This window comes from Paludifilum halophilum, assembly GCF_002245355.1.
GTDB classification, from domain to species: domain Bacteria; phylum Bacillota; class Bacilli; order Thermoactinomycetales; family DSM-45169; genus Paludifilum; species Paludifilum halophilum.
Genome location: NZ_NOWF01000009.1, coordinates 133,450 through 145,908, shown reverse-complemented (window position 1 = coordinate 145,908; position 12,459 = coordinate 133,450). Strand labels below are relative to the sequence as shown.

13 protein-coding genes are annotated in these 12,459 nt (G+C 53.0%); 5 read left to right on the top strand and 8 right to left on the bottom strand.

From position 1 onward, the window contains the following. Positions 1-149 precede the first annotated feature (149 nt). Positions 150-419, top strand: coding sequence for a DUF3951 domain-containing protein (locus CHM34_RS14815; RefSeq protein ID WP_094265383.1), 270 nt, complete (start codon positions 150-152; stop codon positions 417-419). Here CHM34_RS14815 and CHM34_RS14810 read toward each other — a convergent pair. After that, positions 374-1,900: an SAVED domain-containing protein gene (locus CHM34_RS14810; RefSeq protein ID WP_169713762.1), complete on the bottom strand. Its 1,527-nt coding sequence runs from the start codon at positions 1,898-1,900 to the stop codon at positions 374-376. The genes CHM34_RS14815 and CHM34_RS14810 overlap by 46 nt on opposite strands. Positions 1,901-2,187: 287 nt before the next feature. On the opposite strand from CHM34_RS14810, the gene CHM34_RS14805 reads away from it, so the two are divergent. The 4 genes from CHM34_RS14805 to CHM34_RS14790 are packed head-to-tail and all read left to right on the top strand — an operon-like array spanning position 2,188 to position 5,643. Then, a complete protein-coding gene (locus tag CHM34_RS14805) occupies positions 2,188-2,652 on the top strand; it encodes a MarR family winged helix-turn-helix transcriptional regulator (protein ID WP_094265381.1) in 465 nt (154 codons plus the stop codon). Continuing rightward, a complete protein-coding gene (locus tag CHM34_RS14800; RefSeq protein WP_094265380.1) occupies positions 2,649-3,320 on the top strand; it encodes an HlyD family secretion protein in 672 nt (223 codons plus the stop codon). The genes CHM34_RS14805 and CHM34_RS14800 overlap by 4 nt, the downstream gene beginning before the upstream one ends. Positions 3,321-3,349: 29 nt before the next feature. Further along, complete coding sequence (locus tag CHM34_RS14795) at positions 3,350-3,988, top strand: biotin/lipoyl-containing protein (RefSeq protein WP_094265379.1); 639 nt, start codon at positions 3,350-3,352, stop codon at positions 3,986-3,988. A gap of 47 nt (positions 3,989-4,035) precedes the next feature. Then, on the top strand, positions 4,036-5,643 hold the full coding sequence (locus CHM34_RS14790; RefSeq protein WP_240512043.1) for a DHA2 family efflux MFS transporter permease subunit: 1,608 nt from the start codon (positions 4,036-4,038) through the stop codon (positions 5,641-5,643). Between the two features lie 146 nt (positions 5,644-5,789). On the opposite strand, the gene CHM34_RS14785 is transcribed toward CHM34_RS14790, so the two are convergent. The 7 genes from CHM34_RS14785 to CHM34_RS14755 all read right to left on the bottom strand — a co-directional run bounded on the left by CHM34_RS14785 (position 5,790) and on the right by CHM34_RS14755 (position 12,453). Then, positions 5,790-7,013: a phosphopentomutase gene (locus CHM34_RS14785; RefSeq protein ID WP_094265378.1), complete on the bottom strand. Its 1,224-nt coding sequence runs from the start codon at positions 7,011-7,013 to the stop codon at positions 5,790-5,792. Positions 7,014-7,030: 17 nt separating this feature from the next. Next, positions 7,031-8,197 (bottom strand): alanine racemase, encoded by a 1,167-nt coding sequence (locus tag CHM34_RS14780; RefSeq protein WP_094265377.1) that lies wholly within the window; start codon positions 8,195-8,197, stop codon positions 7,031-7,033. 1 nt (position 8,198) lies between these two features. Next, positions 8,199-9,308, bottom strand: a complete 1,110-nt coding sequence (locus CHM34_RS14775) for an aminotransferase class I/II-fold pyridoxal phosphate-dependent enzyme (protein WP_094265416.1) — start codon at positions 9,306-9,308, stop codon at positions 8,199-8,201. Positions 9,309-9,326: 18 nt separating this feature from the next. Continuing rightward, complete coding sequence (locus CHM34_RS14770; protein WP_094265376.1) at positions 9,327-10,244, bottom strand: phosphotriesterase family protein; 918 nt, start codon at positions 10,242-10,244, stop codon at positions 9,327-9,329. A 34-nt stretch (positions 10,245-10,278) separates the two neighbouring features. Then, a complete protein-coding gene (locus CHM34_RS14765) occupies positions 10,279-11,595 on the bottom strand; it encodes a YhfT family protein (protein WP_094265375.1) in 1,317 nt (438 codons plus the stop codon). A gap of 23 nt (positions 11,596-11,618) precedes the next feature. Continuing rightward, positions 11,619-11,990 (bottom strand): DUF2620 domain-containing protein, encoded by a 372-nt coding sequence (locus CHM34_RS14760; protein ID WP_094265374.1) that lies wholly within the window; start codon positions 11,988-11,990, stop codon positions 11,619-11,621. 91 nt (positions 11,991-12,081) lie between these two features. Next, a complete protein-coding gene (locus CHM34_RS14755; RefSeq protein ID WP_094265373.1) occupies positions 12,082-12,453 on the bottom strand; it encodes a PRD domain-containing protein in 372 nt (123 codons plus the stop codon). Between the last annotated feature and the right edge of the window lie 6 nt (positions 12,454-12,459).

The following is a 12,459-nucleotide window of genomic DNA, read 5'->3' as shown; positions in this document are numbered from 1 at the left end:
AATGGTTCCGTCTATCGGGACATCTTTACTGTAACGGAACCCCTCCTATCGAATCGATCGAATCAGATGAATCCAACCTTACTCCTTTGTAAGGTTGGCAACCGGCGTTTGAAAGATGAAACGGACAGAGGCAAAAAAGAAAACCCTCTTTGGAGAGAGGGTTTACCACGGTTTCCTTTTCAGCACTCATTATCGTACTCATCGGGATCGTTCTTTACAAATCCATCATTCGAAGGAAAAACGTTCACGCTTTCTATACTCCATTCGACTATCTCACCGGCCAAACCGGAGTTCTGTTTCATGATGAAAAAGAAGAGAAAGAAGATGATGATCCAGGTGATGACCAGGATAAAAGCAAGAGATCCAATGGAGATCATTGGTCGGGACGGGAGGCGGGCGGAAATGATAAGGATGGTTGATAGGCACTGGGCAGTTGGTTGTTAAAATCATATTCGTAAAGCTTGCATGAGCCGAATCGGATGGCTTCTTGTCCGAGGTAAAACATCAGCGCAATGGGTCCTGCATAGAAAAAGTGCAACTGTCCCTCGCGCTCTTCCGATGTTCGGCGCCTGATGATTTCTCTCATCTCTTCTGCTAACCTCTTGGCATGGGTACCATCTTTGACCGCATGACCGCTGTTTCTGTCCCCGACCCGGAAGGAAAAAAGCCGTCGGACAGGGATGTTCGCTCGATCCAGGTACATACGCACATCGTCGGTAATATCCATGGTGATTCCGATTGCCAAAGCGACATCCTTCGACGAGGAGTCGATGATATCCGATTTCTCGGCGGTTAATGCCGGATCATCCCGGTCTTCCTTCGAGGGATTCCATCGCCAGCTCACCCCATATTGCACCGGTGCCACATCGATCCCCGTTTTGGAGTGAAGGATGTACCCGGCGGAAAAAGCAATGGATAAGTGGGTTTCCATGTGTAAGTCATAACGTTCTCCCTTTTTGAAGGAGAACAATTTTCTTTTCAGCTCCGGATAAATGTGCTCCGACCAAGACCTGGGATCTTTGATATGGCGGCCGTTGAAATGTTGCTTGAAATCGATGATCTCATCCGTCTCATCTTCCATGTTTCCGGGTCGCTGATCAAAACTGCGAATCCCCACTTTCACAGTCGGGGGCTCGGGGTTGAATCCCCTCCACAAACCTTGATGGACACAAAATTTTTGAAGCTCTTCTTTTGTGAAACATTTTTGTTGACGTTTCAGTAAACTATCGATGAGGCTGATATACGGATGGGTGAGTTTGTCGTTCCTCACCGGTTGAAGGCCGGCGGATGAAAGGAAGGCATTCAGCTTTTTCCGCATATCGTCCAATGAACCGGCGTTGTCCTGGATGCGGAAGAAGCGCAAAAGGGCTTCTAACTCTTCTTTATTGATTCCGAGATGTTTCATCCAACAGGTATAAATTTTTCCCATCCGGCTTTTGGGCCCGCCGGCAAATAGTCGATCCAGCCGGATTTCGCCTTCACGGTTGGAGATCAGTTTGGATAATGGATCATTCGGATCGATGCGTTGGGAAGTCACTAGATGAAACCGGTTGTTTCGTCGGTTTTCGATGGATTGTTGATAGGCTTTATACAGTCTTTCCAGGATGGAGTATTCTTTCGCCCCAATCAAGCTCGGCTTTGTTAAATTTTCGTATGTTATATGTTCCCCTTGCACCACTCGATATTTCACTTGATAATAGTCCGCTTCGACGGACTGTCCAAAGGCATCCAATTCAGGGGTGTCATGAAAAACGGCGATGTCATCAAAGGACTTATATGCATCATCTTCAAAACCCACTTTTTTGACTCCTGTATCGTAAAACAACTGGCAGGCCTGCAACCAAAAAAAATACGCCTGATAGTCATCCCCATCTTTTCGAGCGATAACGGCATTGCTCACAGGGATCAGCTCCTTATTCCGGTTTCTGTCTTTGATCATAGCATGAAATTTTCTATCTCGACAGATTTTTCATCAAAATAGGCGAACGATATCACCATACCTTTGCACCCAAAGGGCACAAGTCTCGCCCAGGGTTGCATCCATCCGCCATGATAAATGGCGGTTTTTTTATGGGATTGGATATGATTTCGACATTGACATTTGGTATACGAATGGATTAAACTTAAAACATTCGTATACGAAATTTTTGCCTTGCCAAGGATAATGGAAGAGAAAGGGGTGGAGTCATGCAGAAAGAAGAACGAATCGATGAATTGATCTTTCTCTTGCGCCGGAGCACTCGGGCGTTGAAGCAGAGAGCGTTCCAAGAGTTAAAGAAATATGATCTGACGGTTCCGCAAAGTGCGATCCTGCGGACGTTAGGCTTTGAGGGACGGCAGTCCCTGGCCGATCTGAGTGAGAAAGCCGGGATGACCACCAGTTCCGTCAGCGGGATTGTGGATCGATTGGAACATTCCGAATTGGTTCAACGGCAACGGGATGACAAGGATCGGCGGGTCGTCTGGATCGATTTGACTCCGAAAGGTCGGGAGCTGGTTGACCGGGTTCCGGCACTCAATACGGAATCCTTTAAAAACATCCTCCGTCAAATGGATCCGGAGGATGCAGAACTTCTGGTTATTCAGCTCCGTAAATTCCTTCAAGTATTGGAGGAGGGTGCCGACTCTTCGCCGGAGGGGGATCCATCATGAAGCGCAAGGGATGGATAACCTTGTTTGTGCTGGTATTTTTGGCGGCCGCTGTAGGAGGCGGAACGTATTATGCTCACCGGCAGGCCAGCTATATCATCACGGATAATGCCCGGGTGGAGGCGGAGACGGTCACCATCACACCGGAGGCCACCGGCAGACTGAGTCAGTGGAAAGTAAAAACTGGCGACCGGGTGAAGGCGAATGATGTCCTGGGGGTCCAAAAAAATTCCCGAATGCAGACGACGGGTCAACAACCGGGTGAACAGGAGGAGCTGTCTTCCCGCCAGATTCGTTCCCCGATCGACGGCGTCGTGATCCGGTCCAGGGCTGTCTCGGGACAGGCGGCGGTTTCGGGGATGCCCCTGGCTATGGTGGCGGATCTTTCGCATCCCTATATTCAGGCTTATATCGACGAGGATCAAATCCGGGAAGTTCATAAAGATCAGTCCGTGGATGTTTCCCTGGATGCTTATCCGGACACAGCCTTCAGCGGGACGGTCAGCCGGATCGGAACTGTGGCGGGTAACCCTTCTGGAGACTCATCGCTCCGTTCGTCCGGTTCTTCCGCCGCGGAAGTGCAGCGAGTGCCGGTACGGGTTCGGCTCGATGGTTGGGAGGGGAAACGGGCGATTCCAGGTATGAATGCGACGGTATCCATCCACCGTTAACGGAATAACCGAAAGGAGGAGCAGCTGAAGTGAAAACGTCTCGTCTCATCCTGATCAATGTCGTGCTTTTGCTGATTATTGTCGGTGCCAGCCTGGGCGGGTACTACTATTATTATCAACAGACTCATTTTGTAAAGACGGATGATGCCCAGGTTCAAGGGGGTCTTATGACACTCTCCGCCAGTACCCCGGGCCAACTGGTTCGTTGGAAAGGAAAAGAAGGGAGCACCTTTCAAAAAGGGGATGTGATCGGTCAGGTGAAGGGAGCTGACGGTCAAACCTCCGATATCAAGGCGCCGAAGGACGGTACGATCGTGCAGAACCAAGGGAAGAAAGGACAAATGATCACTCCGGGTCAGCCCCTCGGCAGCTTGGTGGATATGGACGAACTTTACATTGTGGCCAATATCGAAGAAACAGAGATTCAGGATGTCAAAGAGGGAGCCGAAGTCGATATCTCGATCGATGCGCAATCCGATACCACGATAAAAGGTCAAGTGGAACAGACCGGACTCGCTACGGTCTCCACCTTTTCCTTGATGCCCCAGCAAAATGCCAGCGGGGATTACACCAAGGTGGTGCAACGGATTCCGGTTCACATTTCCATGGATGAATACCCGGAGGGTCTCGTCCCCGGAATGAACGCCACCGTTTCTATTGATCGGTGAATCGGTTCCGCTGGACCGCCATTGAAAGAGAAAGGAGGTTCCAGCCTGTGAGTGCGCAAAATCCCCCGAATCAAAACCAAGGTTTAGCTGGGTACATTCCTTTGTTGGCGGTCTGTATGATGGGAATGTTTTTGGCGATTCTCAACCAGACCCTGCTGAACGTAGCCATTCCCCGTTTGATCAATGACTTCGGTGTCACTGCCAACACCGCTCAATGGTTGATGACCGGGTACATGCTCGTCAACGGGGTCCTGATTCCCATTTCCGCCTATCTGATGGAGACCTTCGGCACGAGAAAACTATTCACTGTTTCCTTGTTATTCTTTACCGTGGGTTCCTTTTTGTGCGGGATCGCCCCCAACTTTCCGGTGATGCTGACCGGGCGCTTAATTCAGTCTGTGGGGGCGGGGGTTTTGATGCCTCTGGTGATGAATGTCATCCTGTTTGTCTTTCCCCCGGAACTGAGAGGCCGGGGGATGGGCATCCTCGGAATCGGGATGATGTTTGCTCCGGCTGTGGGTCCGACACTGTCCGGCTGGGTGATTGAACAATTTTCCTGGCGGATTCTCTTCCATGGGATGGTCGTCTTGGGGGTCATCTCCATCATCCTGGCGGCTCTCTTGATGAAAAATGTCGGTACCCGGCGCAAAATTCCCCTGGATCTGTACGGGATCATCACATCCGTCATCGGTTTCGGCGGAATCTTGTACGGGTTCAGCGAAGCGGGCAACAACGGTTGGGACAGTGCTACGGTCGTTTCCAGTCTGGTCATCGGCGCTTTTTCACTGGTTTTGTTTGTGATCCGCCAACTGAGCGTGGAGGAACCGTTACTCGACTTTCGGGTGTTTAAGTACGACATGTTCACCCTGTCCGTGATCATTAACGCCATCATTACGATGGCTCTGTATGCCGGTATGTTTTTATTGCCGATCTACTTACAAAACCTGCGCGGGTTTACTCCGCTTGAATCCGGGTTGTTGATGTTGCCGGGGGCTGTGGTGATGGGATTGATGTCACCCGTTTCAGGGGCGTTGTTTGATCGGTTCGGTCCGCGTCCCCTGGCCATTGTCGGATTGACGGTTACGGCGGTGACCACGTTCCAGTTTACCCATATTACCTTGGAGACCGGATACAGCCATGTCATCCTGCTTTACACCGTCAGGGCCTTCGGGATGTCTCTGTTGATGATGCCTATTATGACAGCCGGATTGAACCAACTTCCGGAACAATCCAACAGTCACGGCAATGCCATGACCAACACGATGCGGCAAGTCTCCGGTTCCGTCGGTACTGCTTTGCTGACAACCATTTACACCACACAGATGAATGCGCACGCCGGAAAACTGAGCGAACAAATGACCTTGTTTGATGCGGGATTCAGTCAAACATATCTGAGCCGTCTTCAGCAGTTTGCCGAAACCGTCGGGTTGCCGGCTGACTCCTCCCGGGAAGCGTTGAACATGCTTCTCACGGGAGAAGCCCAGAAACAGGCGGCGGTGATGGGGATCAACGATGCTTTTCTATGGGCGACCGGATTTACCATCCTGGGTTTGATCCTCAGTTTCTTCCTCCGTGATGTACGGAAGGATCGTTCGCCGCATTCGAAGGAGCGACCGGAAGCACAGCCGACCAAGATGGAGCAACCAGCTTCTTGATCATCACCGAACCCATGGTCTCTGCTGAGTCCATGGGTTCTTTCATTGACAGCCGCATAAAACCGGACGGATTAGAGCGTGTCCGGTCAATCGCCGAAAGTCTCGCCGCGGTCGCTTCGCTCCCGGGTCTCGCTATGCCCCGTGCTTTAGGGTGACGGTTTTTCTTTCGGGATGGCATGGTAGAATCCGGTTCCGTTTTCCGGGGATGGGACTTCGAAGAATTGGGCCAGGGTGGCGGCCAGGTCGGACAGGGTGGATCGTTCGCCGAGGGAAACGGCGGTCTGGTTTTTGCCGTAGGCCAGGAGGAAGGTTTTTTCCCGAGTATGTTGACTGTGGCCGATGGTGGGATCATTACCGTGGTCGGCGCTGATCAACAGCAGGTCTTCGTGTTCCATCTCCTCCAGGACGGATTTCAGGTATCTGTCAACCTGCATGATGGTATAGGCGTATCGGTCGACATCTTGGGCGTGTCCCGCCAGGTCTGTCTCTTGGACAGTGGCGGCCACCAGGCCCTGCTCCATGTCCCTTAGACGGGACAACAAGGTTTCCATCACCCGGTCGGTTTTGACTCCGGGGTAGGCACCGGCTCCGTCACAGGTGATCACATCTTGCATTTTACCGATCAGGTCCACCTTCCAACCATTTCGGATCAGAATACCGGGGATTTGCCGGCCGGAATCGACACCGTATCCCAGGTGCCGGGCTTGATATCCCTTCCGATAAATTCCGGATTTAGGGGAATGGACTCCGATCAGACCGTCGTATCGACGTTCGATGCTGTGAAGGAGTTGCTCGGGGCTGACATTTTTTCCTCCGAGGGCGATCACCCGGTTCACCCGGACTTTCCGGCGGACAATCTGTCCGATCCGCAGAACCTCTTCGAAGGGGATATGATCCAGGGCGCCGCTGACGTTGTAAATTTGCCCGTAATCGGTTTCCATGTTGTCTCCGATCACAACGGCGCCCTCCACCCAGAGAAAAGGCCGATCCGGTTCGGGAATTTCAACCCGATATCCTTTGTTTTCCAAGGATTTTTTTACCGGTTTCATGACTTGAATAAAAGGCTGTAACACAGGGGTACGGGGACGGGTGCCCATGATTTCCTGATGGCCGGCGTAGCTGTCCGCTCCCTCGTGTTGCAGTCGGAACGTTCCCCAGCTGGCCATTTCTCCGGTTGTTTCAAGTCGGGGATGATTTAGCAGGCGATTGATCCCCAACCATTCCAGACAGGGAATGTCCATCGATTCTGCACGGTCGAGAATATGGCGGAACGTATGGGCTCCCTGATCTTGAGGACGTCTTTTCGGAACATCGTCCATGGCCCCGACGCCCAAGCTGTCCAGGATCAGCAGAATGGCCCTTTTTTTCATGGTCATCCCACCTTTGCTCAACGGATTTGTTTCCCCGAACTGTCATACAAGCCCCGGATTTGAGGACGCCCGGTTTGTAGTCCGGATATGACTGCCACTTCACTGCGGGTGACAAAAATTTGCGTGCGAAAAGCATAGACGACAGTGTCCCCTACTTCCACCGGTCCGTCGGGTTGCAGGCCCGTATAGTAGTCGATGGCATCCGGAGCGAGATCCAGCGTTCGAGCCGGTCGTGTCTTCATCCGGTCGAAGGTTTTTCCCACCAAGGCTTCTTGAACCCGGGAACGGCGATAATGGCCTCCACTGTAGGCGTAGGCGATTTTTTCATCGATATGGGAGATTTCACTGATATAAACCATGGCGGGAATTTCTTTTTGCCCCGGGTGTCGGTGCAGGGGAGTGGTTCCCGTCAAAGCGTGGCCGGGTTCTCCATGGGTCGCCCCCATCTTCTTCAGCAGGGGCAATGTGGTATAGGCGGTTACGCTGGGGGCATTGATCTGTTTCAAGGGATGCTTTTGTTTTTGTTCCAGCTTTCGGGCACACCGTAAGAGCGTTTGAGCATTGGGTGTGGGAACTGCCTTTTGCCCGTCGTACAGGAGACAGGGAAAGGCGGTGACTCCGGCGAGAGAGACGCCGGGGAGCGACTCGATCCCCCGGAGTTCGGCGAGAAGCTCGGTCTCACGAAATCCGCCCCACTGTCCTTCATAGACTACATCCCCTTCACCCGTGACCTTCAACAGGATTTCCTGTACCCGCCCCTGTTTTTGGGCGGCCCGGGAAATTTCCGCCGCTTTTTCTACGGAATAGACGGTTATCACTTCCGGACGGCATGAGACTACTTCCTCCACCATCGAAGAGGGGATTTGAACCAGATGCCCGACATTTCCCAGCTCGATCCCGGCTTTGGCCAAATGAAGGGCTTCCCAGGGATCCACGGCAACGGCTTTGTGGATTCCGTTTTTTGCGATCGCTTGGGCCGCTTCAGGGTTGCGCCCGATCTGCTTGGTCATCATGTAAAGTTGAATACCGTGATATCGCGCGGCTTTTGCCAGGCATCGGGTGTTGTATTCGATCGCATCCAGATCGAGGACGTAAGTGTTGGGCCGGATTTTTCCCGTTCGGTGCCAGTGAACGGCCCATTCGATCAATTGCGGATTTCGGGATATAGTGACTGGAAGAAACATGTCAGCCCCTCTCCCCGGTTTCATCAGCGATGGCCCTTTTCAGAATCTCCAGGGTCAAGTCTGCTCCGGCGCGCATCGGGTTGATGCGGATTCCGGTCTTTGCCAGCTCCGGCCGGGTTTCCAAAAACGTCCCTGATACCCGATAGATCATCGGAAGGATTTCAAACCGGGATTCTGCGCCGACGGGGTAGACAGCCGCCCCGTATTTTTCACTGGCTTTGATCACTTCCGGGGCGATCGGCCGATCCAGTTCGACGATCACGTTTTTGGATTGGGAATGGGTGATGACCGCCTGTTTGATCCCGGAAATGCGGCCGCTGTTCAGCATCCGATGCAGGCGGTTGACTTGCTCCGTCTGGACAGCGATGGCGACCGGGGCTGTCACCAGGGATCGAAGCAGTTCCATCGCTTCATATCCCTGTACCTGTCCTCCGCCGGAGTAATTGCGACGCCGGATGGTTTTTACGGCTTCCTCATTTCCGACTACGATTCCAATTCCCGGGGGTCCCAGAAGTTTGAACCCGGAAAAACAGGAGTAGGAAGCTCCCAGCTCCACTCCGATGTGAGGTACCTTACATGCGGTGTAGTTGTCGTCGACCACGACAGGCAGGTCGGGGCGAACCCGACGAACCATACCGATAGTCGTTTTCAGGTCGTAGGTATCATTTGGCTGTTGCCGGGAGTGTTGAACATAGAACAAGCGGGATCGGCGGTCCTCCTGCAAAAAGCGGTGGAGGGAGTCTGAATCGTTGAAATCGACGGTCCGGAATTTCAGCCCCATCATACGGAAGGTTTCCCGTGTGGTGGTGTAGACAGGTGCGGTATGGACGATCAGGGAGTCCCCCGGTTCCAGGAGGGCGCTCAATAGGGAACGGATCGCTCCGGTTCCGGCTCCCCGAGCCAAAGCGCAGGCCTGGGACTGAAACAGATGGGCCAGCACTTGCTCCACCTTGGCTGTCTGAACCGGCCTTCCTGTCGCCGGAACGACACCGACGTCCCCTTGTCGGAAAAATTCATGGCCGCTGAATTCCCGGGCAATGGCGCTAACCAGCCGAAACTGCAATTCTTTGGCTTGATCGATCGTCATATCATCCAAGATCGACGGCTTCATCATCCTGTTCCCCCTCTTTCAGGCAAAAGCGAGAAAGCGTTGTGGATTGTGTACCATCATGGCTTCGATTTCTTTCCGACTGACCCCCTGTCGTCTTAGTTCCGGTAAAAAGGTACTGAAGAGATATTCATAGCCGAAACCGCCGTTCACTTTCCAATAGGATTGTTTCGTAATGTCGCAGGAGAGCATCAACTGATTCCCGTATCCCCGGTCCAACAGCCGGAGCAGATCTTCGATGCGGTCATGGTCGGATCGGTAGTGGTTTTTTCCGATAGTGTCAAATTGGATGTAGCATCCGGTTCGGAGCAGTGCATCATGCTCTTCCCGGTTCCCGTTCAGATCTTGGTGTCCGATGGATATCTTGGCGGTATTGGCGCCGGTTTGGGTGAACAACCGCAGTTGGGCCGGCCCCATCGTCCCCAATTCACAGTGGGTACTCAAAGGAGCCCCGGTCGCTTTTTGCCCCTGAATTGCCGCCCGGAATACCTTTTCTTCATGTTCGGTGATTTCGTTCAGGCTGGAGCCGATTTCGGCGATGATTCCGGCCCGGATCTGTGTATCTCGGATCCCCTCTGTCAGTTCGGAGATGAATATTTCCGACAGTTCCTCTTCACTTTTTTGGAATACTTCTTCGGTGTAATAGGTTTGCTTATAATAGCCGGTGGATGCCACGATCGGGATTCCGTGCCGTTTCGATAAGGTTTTTAAAGAGCGAACTTCTCGGCCCATTCCGCGGTTGGTCACTTCGACAATCCCGCCGCAACCGACTTTCCTCAAACGGTTCAGTTCCCGGTTCAAGAAGGCAGAATCGTACAGGACGGCATTACGGTCTCCCCGGATGCGGGAAAGGTCCAGAACCATGTGCTCGTGGATCATAGCGGGCCCGAAGCGGTCCGGGGGGATGTCGCCGGTGACGGTCCGGATTTGTTGACTCACGGTGTCATCTCCTTTCCGGTTCAAGTCGGTGAACTTAACCGGCTGCCGGTGTGAACAGTTGCAGCAGGTAGAGCAGATTGAGAATCAATCCGGTGAGGATCGCGGCCAAGGGCGAAGCGGCCAACCGCACCACCGGTCGGCCCAGGACTTCATTGAGAGCGTAGAGAGCGACGAAGATGCTGAATCCGGTGAACTCGCCCATTTTTACGACGGCAAGGGTCGAACCCAGGAGCAGCGCAATTTCCATCACCTGGGTGATCGCTGTTCGGATGCTGTCGGAAGCCTCCCGCAGGGAAGGGAATTTTTCCAGGGCTTTCCCCGCTTTGGACAGGATGAGGACCTCCAGGGAAATCATCAAGGCGCCTCCAATCGCTGCGAAGACGGCGTTGGGTGCCAGGTAGGCAATGGGGAAGATGAAGGTGAGACCGACGACACCATAGACCCCGGTGGTTAATGCAGTGGTGACGATCAGAGGGACAAATCCGATCCCCCGTAAAAAATCGGCGAGAGCCGCTTGTTGAATCAAGGCTTGCGTATGGGAGGGATCTGCGGCGGAGTAGGCTTTTTGCAGAGTGAAGATGGAGACCTCAGAACCGGCAAAGTAGCCCAGATTGGCCATGGCGGCGATCAGCGCTCCAGTGACGGCGAAGAAGGGCAACCCCTGAAGAATCCGTCGGGTGCGCTTTTCAAAAATGGAATGAACTCCCTTTTCGGAGGATGTTTTTCCCCTGTCTTTCCACAGAGCGAACAGAGCCAGCAACAGTGTACCGACAAAGAGTTGCCCCGCTTCTGGGAGCAGATGGATATCCTCTGGAAGGATCCAGTTTAACTCAACCATTTGACGGACTAGTAGAATGATGACTGCGGAGAAAGCTCCTTTTTTCCAGCCGAACTGGTAGGTGATGGCCAGGATGGGGAAAAGGGCAAAACCGGCCAGAACGGGAGAACTCAACTCACCCAGTGCCCCGATGAAGTCGATGGGGAAAACAGTCAGGGCGGAGTGGACGACGGATATCCCCGCCACCACGGCTACGCCCCACGTTCCTCCCAACAGGGCGGCTAACCAGGCTCGAGTGGCGAAGACGCCCAGAATATCCGTGGGAAGAAACAGGAGCCAGGGATTTAACAGTTGGGTAGACAGGGTGAAGGCGATCCCCACCGATGCAATAAACCCGACACTTAGCCCGAAGGAGATGGAGGCCAGCTCCGGGCGTTTCATCCGGCCTTCGATAAATTCGGGCATAATCGGGCGGATCCCGTCATGGAAGACAGCTCGCCCATAGTAGGAGAGAAGTGCGGTCGTGGCGGTGGATAGAGCCACCAGAACCATTTTTAACAAGGAGAATTCCATGCCTCTTCCTCCTCCATCATTTCTCAGCGGATGGATGATGACTGCAGAATGCTTTGTATGATCATGGGAACCGCCTCTTCTATCGCTTCCACAGACATTCCGAAGGCGATTTTACCTTCCCGGACCAGCCTTTCGATTTCCGAGGGCCTCGGTCGGCCCCCCGCTTTGGCGACAGTGGAGCACTTCGTGTAGCCCAAAAGGCCGATGGCGACAGAAAGAGCGGCGCCGCCCCCGCTATGGCAGGCACCCAGGTAATAATCCGCCTTTCCTGCTTGAACCATCTTGGATGCTTCAAAGTCCGAAGAAATCGTCGTTTCCACTTGTTCACCGCCTGTCTCTTTCACCGCTTTTCGAATTTCCTCTTTGCGCAGTCCGCCGATAGCGATTCGAATCATTGGAATCCTCCTTCTTATGATAAAAAATTATGAAAATTACGGATGAGGGGAGAGGTGGACACTGTGATCGGTCCAAACCAATGAGTGTTTTTTACATACGGTTCTTTCTCACTAATGTCATATACAAAGTGATAAATCCGATCTCAGCTTTTGTAGCGGAATGTTCCGTCTGTCCGAGGCAACGTTGGAGAAGACGGTCGGATTGGCGGTAGAGGTCCGGGTTGTCGGTCACCAATTCTTCCACTTGTTTGTTGGTTTCTGTGATCGCTTTCCCATTTTTGATACGTTCGACGGCGATGGCCAAGTGGCTGGTGAAGGGCCCGATACTGTCACTGTCGGGATGGATGGATCCTTCCCGAATGAGTCGGTTGAGATTTTTCCGGACCTTATCGTAAATGTCCGGTTGGATCTGGCGGCTGTCCAGGAGCAGATCCAGCCGCTTTTTGACTTCTTCCGGCAGCATAGCGGT